28 protein-coding genes are annotated in these 14426 nt (G+C 46.8%); all 28 read left to right on the top strand.

Features of this window, described 5'->3' with window-relative positions:
- Nucleotides 1-3 precede the first annotated feature (3 nt).
- The 28 genes from rlmB to OOK74_RS10005 all read left to right on the top strand — a co-directional run bounded on the left by rlmB (nucleotide 4) and on the right by OOK74_RS10005 (nucleotide 14420).
- Entirely contained in the window at nucleotides 4-747 is a 744-nt protein-coding gene (rlmB, locus tag OOK74_RS10140; RefSeq protein ID WP_277206537.1) for a 23S rRNA (guanosine(2251)-2'-O)-methyltransferase RlmB, read from the top strand.
- 418 nt (nucleotides 748-1165) lie between these two features.
- Nucleotides 1166-1477, top strand: coding sequence for a 30S ribosomal protein S10 (gene rpsJ / locus OOK74_RS10135; protein WP_001181007.1), 312 nt, complete (start codon nucleotides 1166-1168; stop codon nucleotides 1475-1477).
- A gap of 14 nt (nucleotides 1478-1491) precedes the next feature.
- Nucleotides 1492-2121 (top strand): 50S ribosomal protein L3, encoded by a 630-nt coding sequence (rplC, locus tag OOK74_RS10130; RefSeq protein ID WP_166014256.1) that lies wholly within the window; start codon nucleotides 1492-1494, stop codon nucleotides 2119-2121.
- Nucleotides 2122-2137: 16 nt separating this feature from the next.
- Nucleotides 2138-2740: a 50S ribosomal protein L4 gene (rplD, locus tag OOK74_RS10125; protein ID WP_166014257.1), complete on the top strand. Its 603-nt coding sequence runs from the start codon at nucleotides 2138-2140 to the stop codon at nucleotides 2738-2740.
- The gene (gene rplW, locus OOK74_RS10120; RefSeq protein ID WP_166014258.1) at nucleotides 2737-3039 is read left to right on the top strand and encodes a 50S ribosomal protein L23; all 303 of its coding nucleotides are present in this window, start codon (nucleotides 2737-2739) and stop codon (nucleotides 3037-3039) included. The genes rplD and rplW overlap by 4 nt, the downstream gene beginning before the upstream one ends.
- A gap of 16 nt (nucleotides 3040-3055) precedes the next feature.
- Complete coding sequence (gene rplB, locus OOK74_RS10115; protein WP_166014259.1) at nucleotides 3056-3880, top strand: 50S ribosomal protein L2; 825 nt, start codon at nucleotides 3056-3058, stop codon at nucleotides 3878-3880.
- A 20-nt stretch (nucleotides 3881-3900) separates the two neighbouring features.
- Nucleotides 3901-4179, top strand: a complete 279-nt coding sequence (rpsS, locus tag OOK74_RS10110) for a 30S ribosomal protein S19 (protein WP_001138114.1) — start codon at nucleotides 3901-3903, stop codon at nucleotides 4177-4179.
- A 10-nt stretch (nucleotides 4180-4189) separates the two neighbouring features.
- On the top strand, nucleotides 4190-4522 hold the full coding sequence (rplV, locus tag OOK74_RS10105; protein WP_166015013.1) for a 50S ribosomal protein L22: 333 nt from the start codon (nucleotides 4190-4192) through the stop codon (nucleotides 4520-4522).
- Nucleotides 4523-4541: 19 nt separating this feature from the next.
- On the top strand, nucleotides 4542-5243 hold the full coding sequence (gene rpsC / locus OOK74_RS10100) for a 30S ribosomal protein S3 (protein ID WP_000529940.1): 702 nt from the start codon (nucleotides 4542-4544) through the stop codon (nucleotides 5241-5243).
- An 11-nt stretch (nucleotides 5244-5254) separates the two neighbouring features.
- The gene (gene rplP / locus OOK74_RS10095) at nucleotides 5255-5665 is read left to right on the top strand and encodes a 50S ribosomal protein L16 (RefSeq protein ID WP_000941216.1); all 411 of its coding nucleotides are present in this window, start codon (nucleotides 5255-5257) and stop codon (nucleotides 5663-5665) included.
- A complete protein-coding gene (gene rpmC, locus OOK74_RS10090) occupies nucleotides 5665-5856 on the top strand; it encodes a 50S ribosomal protein L29 (RefSeq protein WP_020329480.1) in 192 nt (63 codons plus the stop codon). The genes rplP and rpmC overlap by 1 nt, the downstream gene beginning before the upstream one ends.
- Nucleotides 5856-6110 (top strand): 30S ribosomal protein S17, encoded by a 255-nt coding sequence (gene rpsQ / locus OOK74_RS10085; RefSeq protein WP_001280802.1) that lies wholly within the window; start codon nucleotides 5856-5858, stop codon nucleotides 6108-6110. Before rpmC ends, rpsQ begins: the two co-directional genes overlap by 1 nt.
- Before the next feature lie 161 nt (nucleotides 6111-6271).
- Nucleotides 6272-6643, top strand: coding sequence for a 50S ribosomal protein L14 (rplN, locus tag OOK74_RS10080; protein WP_166014261.1), 372 nt, complete (start codon nucleotides 6272-6274; stop codon nucleotides 6641-6643).
- Between the two features lie 12 nt (nucleotides 6644-6655).
- Nucleotides 6656-6973 (top strand): 50S ribosomal protein L24, encoded by a 318-nt coding sequence (rplX, locus tag OOK74_RS10075; RefSeq protein ID WP_000729176.1) that lies wholly within the window; start codon nucleotides 6656-6658, stop codon nucleotides 6971-6973.
- 24 nt (nucleotides 6974-6997) lie between these two features.
- On the top strand, nucleotides 6998-7537 hold the full coding sequence (gene rplE / locus OOK74_RS10070; RefSeq protein WP_001096208.1) for a 50S ribosomal protein L5: 540 nt from the start codon (nucleotides 6998-7000) through the stop codon (nucleotides 7535-7537).
- Between the two features lie 17 nt (nucleotides 7538-7554).
- The gene (gene rpsN, locus OOK74_RS10065) at nucleotides 7555-7860 is read left to right on the top strand and encodes a 30S ribosomal protein S14 (RefSeq protein ID WP_166014262.1); all 306 of its coding nucleotides are present in this window, start codon (nucleotides 7555-7557) and stop codon (nucleotides 7858-7860) included.
- Between the two features lie 29 nt (nucleotides 7861-7889).
- The gene (gene rpsH, locus OOK74_RS10060) at nucleotides 7890-8282 is read left to right on the top strand and encodes a 30S ribosomal protein S8 (RefSeq protein ID WP_000062614.1); all 393 of its coding nucleotides are present in this window, start codon (nucleotides 7890-7892) and stop codon (nucleotides 8280-8282) included.
- 14 nt (nucleotides 8283-8296) lie between these two features.
- The gene (gene rplF, locus OOK74_RS10055) at nucleotides 8297-8830 is read left to right on the top strand and encodes a 50S ribosomal protein L6 (protein WP_278182720.1); all 534 of its coding nucleotides are present in this window, start codon (nucleotides 8297-8299) and stop codon (nucleotides 8828-8830) included.
- A gap of 9 nt (nucleotides 8831-8839) precedes the next feature.
- Nucleotides 8840-9193: a 50S ribosomal protein L18 gene (rplR, locus tag OOK74_RS10050; RefSeq protein ID WP_000358092.1), complete on the top strand. Its 354-nt coding sequence runs from the start codon at nucleotides 8840-8842 to the stop codon at nucleotides 9191-9193.
- Between the two features lie 14 nt (nucleotides 9194-9207).
- Nucleotides 9208-9711, top strand: a complete 504-nt coding sequence (gene rpsE / locus OOK74_RS10045; protein WP_001040927.1) for a 30S ribosomal protein S5 — start codon at nucleotides 9208-9210, stop codon at nucleotides 9709-9711.
- Nucleotides 9712-9717: 6 nt separating this feature from the next.
- On the top strand, nucleotides 9718-9894 hold the full coding sequence (rpmD, locus tag OOK74_RS10040; protein WP_000201159.1) for a 50S ribosomal protein L30: 177 nt from the start codon (nucleotides 9718-9720) through the stop codon (nucleotides 9892-9894).
- Between the two features lie 5 nt (nucleotides 9895-9899).
- Complete coding sequence (rplO, locus tag OOK74_RS10035) at nucleotides 9900-10334, top strand: 50S ribosomal protein L15 (protein ID WP_166014264.1); 435 nt, start codon at nucleotides 9900-9902, stop codon at nucleotides 10332-10334.
- A gap of 20 nt (nucleotides 10335-10354) precedes the next feature.
- Nucleotides 10355-11689 (top strand): preprotein translocase subunit SecY, encoded by a 1335-nt coding sequence (gene secY, locus OOK74_RS10030; RefSeq protein ID WP_166014265.1) that lies wholly within the window; start codon nucleotides 10355-10357, stop codon nucleotides 11687-11689.
- A 37-nt stretch (nucleotides 11690-11726) separates the two neighbouring features.
- Nucleotides 11727-11840 carry a 50S ribosomal protein L36 gene (rpmJ, locus tag OOK74_RS10025; RefSeq protein ID WP_039969906.1) on the top strand — a complete coding sequence of 38 codons (114 nt, stop codon included), beginning with the start codon at nucleotides 11727-11729 and terminating at the stop codon, nucleotides 11838-11840.
- Nucleotides 11841-11989: 149 nt separating this feature from the next.
- On the top strand, nucleotides 11990-12346 hold the full coding sequence (rpsM, locus tag OOK74_RS10020; RefSeq protein ID WP_000090771.1) for a 30S ribosomal protein S13: 357 nt from the start codon (nucleotides 11990-11992) through the stop codon (nucleotides 12344-12346).
- A 19-nt stretch (nucleotides 12347-12365) separates the two neighbouring features.
- Nucleotides 12366-12755 carry a 30S ribosomal protein S11 gene (gene rpsK / locus OOK74_RS10015; protein ID WP_001118870.1) on the top strand — a complete coding sequence of 130 codons (390 nt, stop codon included), beginning with the start codon at nucleotides 12366-12368 and terminating at the stop codon, nucleotides 12753-12755.
- 27 nt (nucleotides 12756-12782) lie between these two features.
- On the top strand, nucleotides 12783-13403 hold the full coding sequence (gene rpsD, locus OOK74_RS10010) for a 30S ribosomal protein S4 (protein ID WP_166014266.1): 621 nt from the start codon (nucleotides 12783-12785) through the stop codon (nucleotides 13401-13403).
- A 24-nt stretch (nucleotides 13404-13427) separates the two neighbouring features.
- A complete protein-coding gene (locus OOK74_RS10005; protein ID WP_166014267.1) occupies nucleotides 13428-14420 on the top strand; it encodes a DNA-directed RNA polymerase subunit alpha in 993 nt (330 codons plus the stop codon).
- The last annotated feature ends 6 nt before the right edge of the window (nucleotides 14421-14426 follow it).

Below are 14426 nucleotides of genomic sequence, written 5' to 3'. Positions count from 1 at the left end.
AACATGAGTAACGAATTGATTTACGGCATCCATGCGGTGAATGCAGTATTACAACGCGATCCAATGCGCTTTATCGAAGCGTATGTACTAAAAGGCCGTCAGGATGATCGCTTGCTACCAGTGCTCAATGAATTGACGCGTCTTGGGATCTCGATTCAAGAGATGAGTCGTAAAGCACTTGATGACAAAGCGGAAGGTGCCAATCACCAAGGCTTGATTGCGCGGGTGAAAGCCATGCGGCAACTCAATGAAAATGATCTGGATGATATCCTTGCTCAACATCAACAGCCATTACTGTTAGTGCTTGATGGCGTGACCGATCCTCATAATCTTGGGGCTTGCTTGCGCAATGCTGACGCGGCAGGTGTCGCTGCAGTGATTGTGCCCAAGGATAAATCCGCGCCACTGACCGCGACGGTCAGCAAGGTCGCTTGTGGTGCCGCAGAAACCGTACCATTGGTTCGAGTGACTAACTTGGCACGTACCATGCGCGCTCTGCAGGAAAAAGGGGTGTGGTTTGTTGGTACGGCGGGGGAAGCCACTCATGATATCTACCAAAGTAAATTGAGTGGGCCACTAGCCATCGTGATGGGAGCCGAAGGGGATGGTATGCGCCGTCTCACTCGTGAGACGTGCGATGATCTGATCAAAATCCCGATGGCGGGTAGTGTTTCAAGCCTCAATGTCTCGGTGGCATGTGGTGTCTGCCTGTTTGAAGCTGTGCGTCAACGCATGGCCAATCAATAAGTTTCCGCACCGATACAATATCACGGGTATGCAAGTGCCCGTGAATGATTAGCCTATTTTCCTTTTCTCCGCCGTTTTTCTTTGTCTTCAACCTGCCACAATTTAATTCCGATTATTTTTCAAACATCCCTTGCAACTCAAACTGTGATCGGTATAATTCCCCGCACTGGTTTAGCCAGTTGTGAACCAATGAGCAGCGAGGAGCTAGCCTGTCGTATTGATAGGTACGGTAATGTATACTCAGCTTATGTTCGCAGTTAATTCGATTAGCTTATTTATTTAAGCCATTCACATTAGCTGACAATGTGCCCAATTGTGGCACTACGGTTTCACATAAATCAATCGGCATTCTCTCGTCCTGACGAGTTTGAGTGGCGATATTGTTTGTGTAATTTTTTTATAATTGGAGCTCTGTCTTATGCAGAACCAACGTATCCGTATCCGCCTAAAAGCTTTCGATTACAAACTGATCGATGCTTCTACTGCGGAAATCGTAGAAACAGCTAAACGTACCGGCGCACAGGTTCGTGGTCCAATCCCACTGCCTACTCGTAAAGAGCGTTTCACTGTTCTGATCTCTCCACACGTAAACAAAGATGCACGTGACCAGTACGAAATTCGTACTCACAAGCGTCTGATCGACATCGTAGAACCAACTGACAAGACTGTAGATGCTCTGATGCGTCTTGATCTTGCTGCTGGTGTTGATGTTCAAATCAGCCTAGGTTAAGGGAGATTAGAAGAATGATTGGTCTAGTCGGACGTAAAGTGGGCATGACCCGCGTATTTACTGAAGAAGGCGTTTCTATCCCTGTAACAGTTGTTGAGGTTGAAGCGAACCGTATCACTCAAGTGAAAACACTTGAAACTGATGGTTACGCAGCTATCCAAGTAACTGCGGGTGCTAAGAAAGCTAACCGTGTTACTAAGCCAGAAGCTGGTCACTTCGCGAAAGCGGGTGTAGAAGCTGGTCGCGGTCTTTGGGAATTCCGTTTAGAAAACGGCGAAGAGTTTGCAGTAGGTTCTGAACTGACTGTTGAACTGTTCAACGAAATTAAAAAAGTAGACGTTACCGGTACATCAAAAGGTAAAGGTTTCCAAGGTGCTGTTAAGCGCTGGAATTTCCGTACCCAAGATATGACTCACGGTAACTCATTGTCTCACCGTGCTCCTGGTTCTATCGGTCAATGTCAGACTCCAGGTCGCGTGTTTAAAGGCAAGAAAATGGCAGGTCACATGGGTGCTGAGCGTGTAACGACTCAAAACCTAGAGATCGTACGTGTTGACGCTGAGCGCAATCTGCTCCTGATTAAAGGTGCAGTCCCAGGTGCAACCGGCGCTAACGTGATCGTCAAACCAGCTGTTAAAGCGTAACGTCTAGGAGTAAGTAATGGAATTGATGGTTAAAGGTGCTAACGCACTAACTGTTTCCGAAACTACTTTCGGACGTGAGTTCAATGAAGCTCTTGTACACCAAGTAGTTGTTGCTTATGCAGCAGGTGCTCGTCAAGGTACTCGTGCTCAAAAGACACGTTCAGAAGTTTCTGGCGGTGGCGCTAAGCCATGGCGTCAAAAAGGTACTGGCCGTGCACGTGCTGGTACAATCCGTAGCCCAATCTGGCGTACAGGTGGTGTTACTTTTGCTGCGAAACCACAAGATCACAGCCAAAAAGTAAACAAAAAAATGTACCGTGGTGCTATGAAGAGCATTCTGTCTGAGCTAGTTCGTCAAGAGCGTTTAATCGTTGTTGAAGAGTTCTCAGTTGAAGCTCCAAAGACCAAAGCTCTAGTAGCTAAGCTAAAAGAACTTGAGCTGAACGATGTTCTCATCGTTACTGGCGAAGTAGACGAAAATCTGTTCTTAGCTGCTCGTAACCTGTACAAAGTTGACGTGCGTGATGTAACGGGCATTGACCCAGTTAGCCTGATCGCATTTGACAAGGTTCTAATGACTGCTGCTGCAGTTAAGCAAGTTGAGGAGATGCTGGCATGATCCGTGAAGAGCGTCTACTAAAAGTTCTACGTGCACCGCACATCTCTGAAAAAGCAACCATGTCTGCAGAGAAAGCGAACACTATCGTTTTCAAAGTAGCAAAAGATGCCACTAAGAAAGAGATCAAAGCAGCTGTAGAAAAGCTATTTGAAGTTGAAGTTAAGTCTGTAAATACCCTGATCCTTAAGGGTAAGACCAAGCGTCAAGGTGTACGCCAAGGCCGTCGTTCTGACGTGAAAAAAGCGTACGTGACTTTGAATGAAGGTCAAGATCTTGACTTCGTTGGCGGCGCGGAATAACAGGAGTAGTTGAAAAATGGCTATTGTTAAATGTAAGCCGACTTCGGCTGGTCGTCGTCACGTTGTTAAAGTTGTTAACGCTGACCTGCACAAGGGTAAGCCATACGCACCTCTTCTAGAGAAAAACTCTAAGAACGGTGGTCGTAACAACAACGGTCGTATCACAGTACGTCACATCGGTGGTGGTCACAAGCAACACTATCGTTTGGTTGACTTCAAACGTACTAAAGACGGTATCCCAGCGAAAGTTGAGCGTCTAGAATACGATCCAAACCGTAGCGCAAACATCGCTCTAGTTCTGTACGCAGACGGTGAGCGTCGTTACATCATCGCACCAAAAGGTTTGAAAGCGGGCGACGTTATCCAATCTGGCCCTGATGCGCCGATTAAAGCGGGTAACGCAATGCCAATGCGCAACATCCCTGTTGGTTCAACTATCCATAACGTTGAATTAACTCCTGGGAAAGGTGCACAGTTGGCTCGTTCTGCAGGTGCGTACGCGCAACTGGTAGCTCGTGACGGTTCATATGTAACTATCCGTCTACGTTCTGGCGAAATGCGTAAAGTGTTGTCTGAAGGTCGTGCAACGATCGGTGAAGTAGGCAACTCTGAGCACATGCTGCGTGAACTGGGTAAAGCTGGTGCTGCGCGCTGGCGTGGTATTCGTCCAACCGTTCGCGGTGTGGTAATGAACCCGGTTGACCACCCACACGGTGGTGGTGAAGGTCGTACTTCTGGTGGTCGTCACCCTGTATCTCCTTGGGGCGTACCAACTAAAGGCTACAAGACACGTAGTAACAAACGCACTGACAAGTACATCGTACGTCGTCGTAATAAGTAATCTATTTAAGAGGATAAGCCATGCCACGTTCTCTCAAGAAAGGTCCATTTATTGACCTACACTTGCTGAAGAAGGTAGAGAAAGCGGTGGAAAGCGGAGACAAAAAGCCTATTAAGACTTGGTCCCGTCGTTCAATGATCATTCCAACAATGATCGGTTTGACCATCGCTGTCCATAATGGTCGTCAACACGTTCCAGTTTTCGTAACTGACGAAATGATCGGTCACAAATTGGGCGAATTTGCACCTACTCGTACTTACCGCGGTCATGCTGCGGATAAGAAAGCTAAGAAGAAATAAGGGGTAAATGATGGAAGCTATCGCTAAACATAACTTTGCTCGTATTTCTCCTCAGAAAGCTCGCTTAGTTGCAGACCAAATCCGCGGTAAATCTGTGGATCAAGCACTAGAACTTCTGACTTTCAGCAACAAAAAAGCGGCTGAACTGATTAAGAAAGTTCTGGTATCTGCAATCGCGAACGCAGAGCACAACGAAGGTGCAGACATCGACGATCTACGTGTCGCTAAAATCTTCGTAGATGAGGGCCCAGTCATGAAGCGTATTATGCCTCGTGCTAAAGGCCGTGCGGATCGTATCTTGAAGCGTTCAAGCCACATTACTGTGGTTGTCGCAGATCGCTAAGAGACTAGGAGAGTAAGCAATGGGTCAGAAAGTACATCCAAATGGTATTCGTCTAGGCATCGTTAAGCCTTGGAATGCTACATGGTTTGCTAACACCAAAGATTTCGCTGACAACCTAGACGGCGACTTCAAGGTGCGTCAATACCTGTCTAAGGAATTGGCAAACGCGTCTCTGTCACGCATCGTTATCGAACGTCCAGCGAAGAGCATCCGTGTGACTATTCACACTGCTCGTCCAGGTGTTGTTATCGGTAAAAAAGGCGAAGACGTTGAAAAACTGCGTGCAGCAGTAGCAAAAATTGCTGGCGTACCAGCGCAAATCAACATCGCTGAAGTACGTAAGCCAGAGCTGGATGGTCAGCTTGTGGCTGATAGCATCGCGTCTCAACTAGAGCGTCGCGTAATGTTCCGTCGTGCGATGAAGCGCGCGGTACAAAACGCAATGCGTCTAGGCGCTAAAGGTATCAAAGTGGAAGTAAGTGGCCGTTTAGGCGGCGCTGAAATTGCTCGTTCAGAGTGGTATCGTGAAGGTCGCGTACCTCTACACACTCTACGTGCTGACATTGATTACGCAACTTCTTCGGCTCACACCACCTACGGTGTAATCGGCGTGAAAGTCTGGATCTTCAAAGGTGAGATCCTAGGCGGAATGCCAGCAGCAACTGAAGCTGCAGAGCCAAAGGCTGACAAGCCTAAGAAGCAGCGTAAAGGCCGTAAGTAAGGAGTCGACAGATGCTACAACCTAAACGTACTAAGTTCCGTAAGGTTCAGACTGGTCGTAACCGTGGTCTAGCGAAAGGCACTGAAGTCAGCTTCGGTAGCTTTGGTCTTAAAGCTATTGGCCGTGGTCGTCTGACTGCTCGTCAAATCGAAGCGGCACGTCGTGCTATGACGCGTCATATCAAGCGTCAAGGTAAAATCTGGATCCGTGTGTTCCCAGACAAACCAATCACAGAAAAACCACTAGAAGTTCGTCAAGGTAAGGGTAAAGGTAACGTTGAGTACTGGGTAGCCCAAATCCAACCTGGTAAGGTTATGTACGAAGTTGATGGTGTACCTGAAGAATTGGCGCGTGAAGCGTTCCGCCTAGCGGCTCGTAAACTGCCATTCAAGACTACATTTGTAACTAAGCAGGTGATGTGATGAAAGCACAAGATCTACGCGAAAAGAGCGTTGAAGAGCTGAACGCTGAGCTACTGAATTTGCTGAAAGAGCAGTTCAACTTGCGTATGCAAGCTGCGACTGGTCAGCTGCAGCAAACTCATACTCTGAAAGCTGTACGCCGTGATATCGCACGTGTGAAAACTGTTTTGACTGAGAAGGCAGGCGCATAATGAGCGACAAAATTCGTACTCAACTAGGTCGTGTTGTTAGCGACAAGATGGACAAGTCTATCGTTGTTGCTATCGAGCGCATGGTGAAGCACCCGATCTACGGTAAATTCGTTAAGCGCACGACTAAAGTACACGCACATGACGAAAACAACGAGTGTGGCATTGGCGACACCGTTGAAATTCGTGAATGTCGTCCACTGTCTAAGACTAAGTCTTGGACTTTGGTGAAAATTGTAGAAAAAGCGAAGATTTAATCTCTCCTTTTCTCGCAATTCAGGCGGCTCCAATTATTTTTGGGGCCGCTTGTTTTTTGACTACCCAATCAAAAAAAAGGGTGGTACAATTCGCGTCCCTTTAAAGAGGCAGCCCGACCCGAGATGGGTCTAGTTTTTTTAATATTTAGCGGAGCACTAACATGATCCAAATGCAAACTACCCTGGATGCAGCTGATAACTCAGGCGCTCGCAGCGTAATGTGTATTAAGGTTCTGGGTGGCTCTCATCGTCGTTACGCCCACGTTGGCGACATCATCAAAGTTACTGTTAAGGAAGCAATTCCTCGCGGTAAAGTGAAAAAAGGTGATGTATTAAAGGCGGTGGTAGTTCGCACCCGTAAAGGCGTACGTCGTCCAGACGGTTCTGTCATTCGCTTCGACCGTAATGCTTGCGTACTGTTGAACAACAACAGTGAGCAACCAATCGGTACACGTATCTTTGGTCCAGTGACTCGTGAACTTCGTAATGCGAAATTCATGAAGATTGTATCACTGGCTCCAGAAGTTCTGTAAGGAGCGGCAACAATGGCAGCTAAAATCCGTCAAAATGACGAAGTAATCGTTCTTGCTGGTAAAGACAAAGGCAAGAAAGGTAAAGTAACGAAGGTTCTGGCAACTGGTAAAGTTATCGTTGAAGGTATCAATCTAGTTAAGAAACATCAGAAACCTGTTCCTGCAATGGGTGTCCAAGGCGGCATCGTTGAGCAAGAAGCAGCAATCGACGTTTCTAACATTGCGATTTTCAACGCAGCAACTGGTAAAGCAGACCGCATCGGTTTCCGTTTTGAAGATGGCAAGAAAGTTCGTTTCTTCAAGTCTAATAACGAAATCGTTTCTAACTAATTAGAAGTAATTTGGAGTTCTACTATGGCGAAACTGCATGATTACTACAAGTCGTCTGTAGTCGCTGAACTGACCAAACAGTTCAGTTACACAAGCGTCATGCAAGTCCCTAGAATTGAGAAAATCACCCTCAATATGGGCGTTGGTGAAGCAATCAACGATAAGAAACTACTCGAAAATGCAGCGTCTGATATGGCGATCATCTCTGGCCAAAAGCCACTGATCACTAAAGCGCGCAAATCTGTAGCTGGTTTCAAAATCCGTGAAGGCTACCCAATCGGTTGTAAAGTAACCTTGCGTGGCGAACGCATGTGGGATTTCTTAGAGCGTTTGATCTCTATCGCTCTTCCACGTGTACGTGATTTCCGCGGTGTTAACGGCAAGTCTTTTGACGGTCGTGGTAACTACAGCATGGGCGTTCGCGAGCAAATCATCTTTCCGGAAATCGACTACGATAAAGTCGATCGTGTACGCGGTCTTGATATCACTATCACGACTACCGCTGGTACCGATGAGGAAGGCCGTGCTCTGCTGGCTGCCTTTAACTTCCCATTCCGTAAGTAAGGTGAAGGGTTACTGTTATGGCTAAACAATCAATGAAAGCACGTGAAGACAAGCGTGCGAAGCTGGTAGCTCAGTTCGCTGAAAAGCGTTCAGCTCTGAAAGCTATCATCAGCGATGTAAACGCATCTGAAGAAGATCGTTGGAACGCGGTTCTTAAACTGCAATCTCTTCCACGTGATTCAAGTCGTTCTCGTCAGCGTAACCGTTGCAACCAAACTGGTCGCCCACACGGTTTCCTGCGTAAGTTCGGTCTAAGCCGTATTAAAGTTCGTGAAGCTTGCATGAAAGGCGAGATTCCAGGACTTCGTAAGGCTAGCTGGTAATTGCCACTTAATCATTTGGAGTAAAGTTTATGAGCATGCAAGATCCGATTTCGGATATGCTGACCCGCATTCGTAACGGTCAGGCAGCAAACAAAGTTGCTGTAAAAATGCCTTCTTCAAAGCTGAAAGTTGCAATTGCTGCACTTCTGAAAGCAGAAGGTTATATCGCTGATTTCGCTGTTGAAGGCGAAGTAAAAGCTGAGTTGGAAATCACTCTTAAGTATTTCCAAGCAAAACCAGTAATCGAGCAAATCAAACGCGTTTCTCGTCCAGGTCTTCGTGTTTACAAGAAGAAAGACGAGCTGCCATCTGTAATGGGTGGTCTAGGCGTTGCTGTCGTTTCCACTTCCAAGGGTCTGATGTCAGACCGCGCTGCTCGTAAAGCAGGTCTTGGCGGTGAAATCATTTGCTACGTAGCATAATTAAGGAGTAGAACATGTCTCGTGTTGCTAAAGCACCTGTCGCTATTCCAGCTGGCGTAGAGGTGAAACTGAACGGCCAAGAGATCACTATCAAAGGTGCTAAAGGCGAACTTTCTCGCGTTTTCCACAACGGTGTAGTGATCGCACAAGAAGACAACCAACTGACTTTTGGTCCACGTGAAGGCGTAGCCAATGCATGGGCACAAGCAGGTACTGCACGTGCTCTAGTTAAGAACATGGTTGTTGGTGTTACTGAAGGCTTTACTAAGAAACTCGTACTGAAAGGTGTTGGTTACCGTGCTGCTATGAAAGGCAACGCTGTAGGCCTGACTCTGGGTTTCTCTCACCCTGTTGAGCATGAACTGCCAGCGGGTATTAAAGCTGAATGTCCTAGCCAAACTGAAATTGTACTGACTGGTTGTGATAAGCAAGTAGTTGGTCAAGTTGCGGCTGACATTCGTTCTTACCGCGCGCCTGAGCCATACAAAGGCAAAGGTATTCGTTACGCAGATGAAAATGTGCGTAGTAAAGAAGCTAAGAAGAAGTAAGGTAACACTATGGATAAGAAAGCATCTCGCATCCGTCGTGCTACACGTGCACGTCGTAAGATTGCAGAACTGGGTGCAACTCGCCTAGTAGTACACCGTACTCCTCGTCACGTGTACGCACAAGTGATTGCAGCTAATGGCTCTGAGGTTATCGCCGCCGCTTCTACTGTAGAAAAAGCGATCCGTGAGCAAGTGAAATATACCGGTAACATCGATGCAGCGAAAGCAGTGGGTAAAGCTGTTGCAGAGCGCGCTCTTGAAAAAGGCGTAACTGTAGTTGCGTTCGATCGTTCTGGTTTCCAATACCACGGTCGAGTAGCAGCGCTAGCAGATTCTGCTCGCGAAGCTGGTCTGAAATTCTAAGGTAGGGTTGGAAGATGGCTAAAGAACAACAAGTTCAAGCGAATGATTTGCAAGAAAAATTAATCGCAGTTAACCGTGTTTCTAAAACGGTTAAAGGTGGTCGAATCATGAGCTTTACTGCACTGACTGTAGTTGGTGACGGTAACGGTCGTGTAGGTTTCGGTTACGGTAAAGCCCGTGAAGTACCTGCAGCGATCCAAAAAGCAATGGAAAAAGCACGTCGTAGCATGGTTACGATCGCGCTGAACGAAGGTACTCTTCACCACCCAGTGAAAGGTCGCCACTCGGGCTCTAAAGTTTACATGCAGCCTGCTGCAGAAGGTACTGGTGTAATCGCAGGTGGTGCGATGCGTGCAGTTCTTGAAGTTGCTGGTGTACACAACGTTTTGTCTAAAGCGTACGGTTCTACTAACCCAATCAACATCGTTCGTGCAACGATTGATGCGCTAGTGGACGTGAAGTCACCAGAAATGGTTGCTGCTAAGCGTGGTCTAACTGTTGAATCAATTTCGGAGTAAGAACACATGGCAACTATTAAAGTAACTCAAACTAAAAGCTCAATTGGTCGCCTGCCAAAGCATAAAGCTACACTGCGCGGTTTAGGTCTTCGTAAAATCAACCACACAGTAGAACTTGAAGATACGCCATGTGTTCGTGGCATGATCAACAAGGTTTACTACATGGTTAAAGTTGAGGAGTAATCATAATGCTATTGAATACTCTATCGCCGGCAGCGGGTTCTAAACATGCTCCTAAGCGTTTAGGTCGTGGTGTTGGTTCAGGCCTTGGTAAAACAGGTGGCCGTGGTCACAAAGGTCAAAAGTCACGCTCTGGCGGCAAAGTTCGTCCAGGTTTTGAAGGCGGTCAAATGCCTCTGAAACAGCGTCTACCAAAATTCGGTTTCACTTCTCGTAAGAGCTTTGTGACTGCTGAAGTTCGTCTGTCTGAACTGGCGAAAGTAACTGGTGACGTAGTTGATCTGAACGCTCTGAAAGCAGCAAACCTTGTTACTAAAAACATTGAGTTTGTGAAAGTTGTTCTTTCTGGCGAGATTAACAAAGCAGTGACTGTAAAAGGTCTGCGCGTGACTAAAGGCGCTAAAGCTGCAATCGAAGCTGCAGGCGGTAAAATCGAGGAATAATCTCGAGGATTGAGGTACAGATGGCTAGAAAACCAGGACAAGATTTTCGTAGTGCTCAGAGCGGCTTAAATGAACTAAAGTCGCGCTTATTCTTTGTAATTGGTGCACTTTTAGTATTCCGAGCCGGCTCTTTTGTGCCGATCCCTGGTATTGACGCTGCTGTACTTGCCGAATTGTTCGAACAGCAAAAAGGTACCATCGTTGAAATGTTTAACATGTTCTCCGGTGGTGCCCTTGAGCGTGCATCTATTTTAGCACTGGGCATCATGCCGTATATTTCGGCGTCAATTGTTGTCCAGTTGCTAACAGTAGTTCATCCCGCGTTAGCCGAACTCAAGAAAGAGGGTGAAGCAGGCCGTCGTAAGATCAGCCAATATACGCGTTACGGCACGCTTGTACTTGCAACATTCCAAGCGATTGGTATTGCAACAGGCTTACCAAACATGGTCAACAATCTGGTTGTTATCGACCAAACCATGTTTACCCTGATTGCGACCGTGAGCTTAGTAACCGGTACCATGTTCTTAATGTGGTTAGGTGAACAGATTACAGAGCGCGGAATTGGAAATGGTATTTCGATACTGATTTTTGCAGGTATTGTTGCTGGATTGCCTTCGGCAATCGGTCAAACAATCGAGCAAGCGCGTCAAGGTGAACTGCATGTACTTCTTCTGCTGTTAATTGCAGTGTTAGCTTTTGCTGTGATTTACTTCGTTGTTTTCATGGAGCGTGGTCAACGTCGTATCGTTGTTAACTACGCGAAGCGTCAACAAGGTCGTAAAGTGTTCGCAGCACAAAGCACACACTTGCCATTGAAAATTAATATGGCGGGTGTGATACCAGCAATCTTTGCGTCAAGCATTATCTTGTTCCCAGGAACATTGGCGCAGTGGTTTGGTCAGAACGGTGAAAGCAGCGCATTCGGTTGGTTAACCGATGTGTCTTTAGCATTGAGCCCAGGCCAGCCTCTGTATGTAATGCTTTATGCAGCGGCGATTATCTTCTTCTGTTTCTTCTATACAGCGTTGGTGTTTAACCCACGTGAAACAGCAGACAACTTGAAGAAGTCTGGTGCATTCGTACCCGGTATCCGCCCAGGTGAACAGACAGCGAAATATATCGATAAAGTGATGACACGTTTAACCCTTGCGGGTGCACTGTATATTACTTTTATCTGTCTGATCCCTGAGTTCATGATGGTTGCGTGGAACGTACGTTTCTACTTTGGCGGCACATCACTACTGATTGTCGTTGTCGTGATCATGGACTTTATGGCACAGGTACAGACCCATTTGATGTCTCATCAGTATGAGTCTGTGTTGAAAAAAGCAAATCTGAAAGGCTATGGCCGTTAATACGGCAGCAGTTCAGATAGATTTACGGAGTTTAGCAATGAAAGTTCGTGCTTCCGTTAAAAAAATCTGCCGTAACTGTAAAATTATCAAGCGTAACGGTGTCGTTCGCGTGATTTGCAGTGAGCCAAAGCACAAGCAGCGCCAAGGCTAATTAGCAGAAATTTTTTACTTGAAAATTAAGGTAGTGTCGAGTATATTCCTCGGCCTACCTTTTGCGTGCAAAAGAAGTAGTATACCGCAACGTATCCTCGACGGGCTTTGTTGCGGGTAATTCTTTGATGAAAGTACTAGGAGTGCATAGTGGCCCGTATAGCAGGCATTAACATTCCTGATCATAAACATGCTGTAATCGCACTAACTGCGATCTACGGGATCGGTAAAACCCGTTCAAAAGCTATTTTAGCTGATTTGGGTATTGCTGAGAGTGTTAAGATCAGTGAACTAACTGAAGAGCAGATCGATCAACTGCGTGATGGTGTAGCTAAGTACACTGTAGAGGGTGATCTACGTCGTGAAGTTTCCATGAACATCAAGCGCCTAATGGATCTTGGTTGTTACCGTGGTCTTCGTCATCGTCGCAGTCTACCACTACGTGGACAGCGTACTAAAACCAACGCTCGCACCCGTAAGGGTCCGCGTAAGCCGATCAAGAAATAATCGGGAAGGGTAGAGTACAATGGCTAAACAACCAACTCGCGCACGTAAGCGTGTACGCAAGCAAGTTGCTGATGGCGTAGCGCATATCCACGCATCTTTCAACAACACAATCGTTACCATTACAGACCGTCAAGGCAATGCTCTTGCTTGGGCTACTGCTGGTGGTTCTGGTTTCCGCGGTTCTCGTAAGTCTACTCCGTTCGCTGCACAAGTTGCTGCTGAGCGTTGTGCTGAAATGGCTAAAGAATACGGCCTAAAGAACCTAGAGGTTATGGTTAAGGGTCCTGGTCCAGGTCGTGAATCTACTGTTCGCGCTCTGAATGCAGCTGGTTTCCGTATCACGAACATCGTTGATGCTACACCAATCCCTCATAACGGTTGTCGTCCACCGAAGAAACGTCGCGTTTAACGTTTCTAGGAAGATTGGAGAAAGATCATGGCAAGATATTTGGGTCCTAAGCTGAAGCTTAGCCGCCGCGAAGGTACTGACTTATTCCTTAAGTCAGGCGTTCGTGCGATTGATACCAAGTGTAAAATTGATAACGCACCAGGCGTACACGGCGCTCGTCGCGGTCGTCTGTCTGAGTATGGCGTTCAGCTTCGTGAGAAGCAAAAAGTTCGTCGTATTTATGGCGTTTTAGAAAAACAATTCCGTAACTACTACAAAGAAGCTGCGCGCCTGAAAGGCAACACAGGTGAAAACCTGCTTCAGCTTCTGGAAGGTCGTCTGGATAACGTAGTTTACCGTATGGGTTTCGGTGCGACTCGCGCTGAATCACGTCAGCTGGTTAGCCACAAAGCTATCCTAGTGAACGGTAAAGTAGTAAACGTTCCTTCTTTCAATGTTGCGGCAAACGACGTTGTTGCAGTTCGTGAGAAAGCGAAAAAGCAATCTCGCATTAAAGCAGCTCTAGAAGTTGCTGAACAACGCGAAAAACCAACTTGGATTGAAGTCGATGTAAACACGATGGAAGGTACTTTCAAGCGTCTGCCTGAGCGTTCCGATCTGTCGGCTGACATCAACGAACAATTGATCGTCGAGCTTTACTCTAAGTAAGGTTTAAACTAAAGAGAGGACACAATGCAGGGTTCTGTAACAGAATTTCTTAAGCCACGTCTTGTTGATATCGAACAAATTAACACGACACACGCAAAAGTAACTCTTGAGCCGTTAGAGCGTGGTTTCGGTCACACTCTGGGTAATGCACTTCGCCGTATTCTTTTATCTTCAATGCCAGGTTGTGCTGCTACTGAAGTAGAGATTGAAGGCGTTCTTCACGAGTACAGCACCAAAGAAGGTGTTCAGGAAGATATCCTTGAGATTCTCTTGAACCTGAAAGGTCTGGCTGTTCGCGTTGCCGAAGGCAAAGACGAAGTGTTCATTACACTGAACAAATCAGGCTCGGGCCCTGTGGTTGCAGGTGACATCACCCATGATGGTGATGTAGAGATCGTAAACCCTGAACACGTTATTTGTCATCTAACTGCTGACAATGCTGCGATCGCTATGCGTATCAAAGTAGAACGTGGTCGTGGTTATGTTCCAGCTTCTGCCCGTATCCATACCGAAGAAGACGAGCGTCCAATTGGTCGTCTGCTTGTTGATGCCACTTTCAGCCCAGTAGACAAAATTGCCTACTCAGTTGAAGCGGCTCGTGTTGAGCAGCGTACTGACTTGGATAAACTCGTTATCGATATGGAAACGAATGGTACTCTTGAGCCTGAGGAAGCAATCCGTCGTGCAGCAACTATTCTTGCTGAGCAATTGGATGCGTTCGTAGATCTTCGTGATGTACGTGTACCTGAGGAGAAGGAAGAGAAGCCAGAATTCGATCCGATCCTACTGCGTCCTGTAGACGATCTTGAACTAACAGTTCGCTCTGCTAACTGTTTGAAAGCAGAAGCGATTCACTACATCGGTGATCTGGTACAGCGCACTGAGGTTGAGCTTCTTAAAACGCCAAACCTCGGTAAGAAGTCTCTTACAGAGATTAAAGACGTGCTTGCATCACGTGGTCTGTCTCTGGGCATGCGTCTAGAAAACTGGCCGCCAGCGTCAATCGCTGAAGATTAATCGATA

It is taken from the genome of Vibrio misgurnus (assembly GCF_029635775.1).
In the GTDB taxonomy this organism is placed as follows: domain Bacteria; phylum Pseudomonadota; class Gammaproteobacteria; order Enterobacterales; family Vibrionaceae; genus Vibrio; species Vibrio chanodichtyis.
This window is presented reverse-complemented; position numbering and strand designations above follow the sequence as displayed.

Excerpts from the sequence above, each read along its gene's own strand:
- rplD (WP_166014257.1), top strand. The coding sequence starts at position 2,138 with ATGGAATTGATGGTTAAAGGTGCTAACGCACTAACTGTTTCCGAAACT.
- rplB (WP_166014259.1), top strand. The coding sequence starts at position 3,056 with ATGGCTATTGTTAAATGTAAGCCGACTTCGGCTGGTCGTCGTCACGTT.
- rpsJ (WP_001181007.1), top strand. The coding sequence starts at position 1,166 with ATGCAGAACCAACGTATCCGTATCCGCCTAAAAGCTTTCGATTACAAA.
- rplV (WP_166015013.1), top strand. The coding sequence starts at position 4,190 with ATGGAAGCTATCGCTAAACATAACTTTGCTCGTATTTCTCCTCAGAAA.
- rplX (WP_000729176.1), top strand. The coding sequence starts at position 6,656 with ATGGCAGCTAAAATCCGTCAAAATGACGAAGTAATCGTTCTTGCTGGT.
- rplE (WP_001096208.1), top strand. The coding sequence starts at position 6,998 with ATGGCGAAACTGCATGATTACTACAAGTCGTCTGTAGTCGCTGAACTG.
- rpsS (WP_001138114.1), top strand. The coding sequence starts at position 3,901 with ATGCCACGTTCTCTCAAGAAAGGTCCATTTATTGACCTACACTTGCTG.
- rpsN (WP_166014262.1), top strand. The coding sequence starts at position 7,555 with ATGGCTAAACAATCAATGAAAGCACGTGAAGACAAGCGTGCGAAGCTG.
- rplW (WP_166014258.1), top strand. The coding sequence starts at position 2,737 with ATGATCCGTGAAGAGCGTCTACTAAAAGTTCTACGTGCACCGCACATC.
- rpsK (WP_001118870.1), top strand. The coding sequence starts at position 12,366 with ATGGCTAAACAACCAACTCGCGCACGTAAGCGTGTACGCAAGCAAGTT.
- rpmJ (WP_039969906.1), top strand. The coding sequence starts at position 11,727 with ATGAAAGTTCGTGCTTCCGTTAAAAAAATCTGCCGTAACTGTAAAATT.
- rpsC (WP_000529940.1), top strand. The coding sequence starts at position 4,542 with ATGGGTCAGAAAGTACATCCAAATGGTATTCGTCTAGGCATCGTTAAG.
- rpsE (WP_001040927.1), top strand. The coding sequence starts at position 9,208 with ATGGCTAAAGAACAACAAGTTCAAGCGAATGATTTGCAAGAAAAATTA.
- rpsD (WP_166014266.1), top strand. The coding sequence starts at position 12,783 with ATGGCAAGATATTTGGGTCCTAAGCTGAAGCTTAGCCGCCGCGAAGGT.
- rpmD (WP_000201159.1), top strand. The coding sequence starts at position 9,718 with ATGGCAACTATTAAAGTAACTCAAACTAAAAGCTCAATTGGTCGCCTG.
- secY (WP_166014265.1), top strand. The coding sequence starts at position 10,355 with ATGGCTAGAAAACCAGGACAAGATTTTCGTAGTGCTCAGAGCGGCTTA.
- rpsQ (WP_001280802.1), top strand. The coding sequence starts at position 5,856 with ATGAGCGACAAAATTCGTACTCAACTAGGTCGTGTTGTTAGCGACAAG.
- OOK74_RS10005 (WP_166014267.1), top strand. The coding sequence starts at position 13,428 with ATGCAGGGTTCTGTAACAGAATTTCTTAAGCCACGTCTTGTTGATATC.
- rplN (WP_166014261.1), top strand. The coding sequence starts at position 6,272 with ATGATCCAAATGCAAACTACCCTGGATGCAGCTGATAACTCAGGCGCT.
- rlmB (WP_277206537.1), top strand. The coding sequence starts at position 4 with ATGAGTAACGAATTGATTTACGGCATCCATGCGGTGAATGCAGTATTA.
- rplC (WP_166014256.1), top strand. The coding sequence starts at position 1,492 with ATGATTGGTCTAGTCGGACGTAAAGTGGGCATGACCCGCGTATTTACT.
- rplO (WP_166014264.1), top strand. The coding sequence starts at position 9,900 with ATGCTATTGAATACTCTATCGCCGGCAGCGGGTTCTAAACATGCTCCT.
- rplP (WP_000941216.1), top strand. The coding sequence starts at position 5,255 with ATGCTACAACCTAAACGTACTAAGTTCCGTAAGGTTCAGACTGGTCGT.
- rpmC (WP_020329480.1), top strand. The coding sequence starts at position 5,665 with ATGAAAGCACAAGATCTACGCGAAAAGAGCGTTGAAGAGCTGAACGCT.
- rplF (WP_278182720.1), top strand. The coding sequence starts at position 8,297 with ATGTCTCGTGTTGCTAAAGCACCTGTCGCTATTCCAGCTGGCGTAGAG.
- rpsH (WP_000062614.1), top strand. The coding sequence starts at position 7,890 with ATGAGCATGCAAGATCCGATTTCGGATATGCTGACCCGCATTCGTAAC.
- rplR (WP_000358092.1), top strand. The coding sequence starts at position 8,840 with ATGGATAAGAAAGCATCTCGCATCCGTCGTGCTACACGTGCACGTCGT.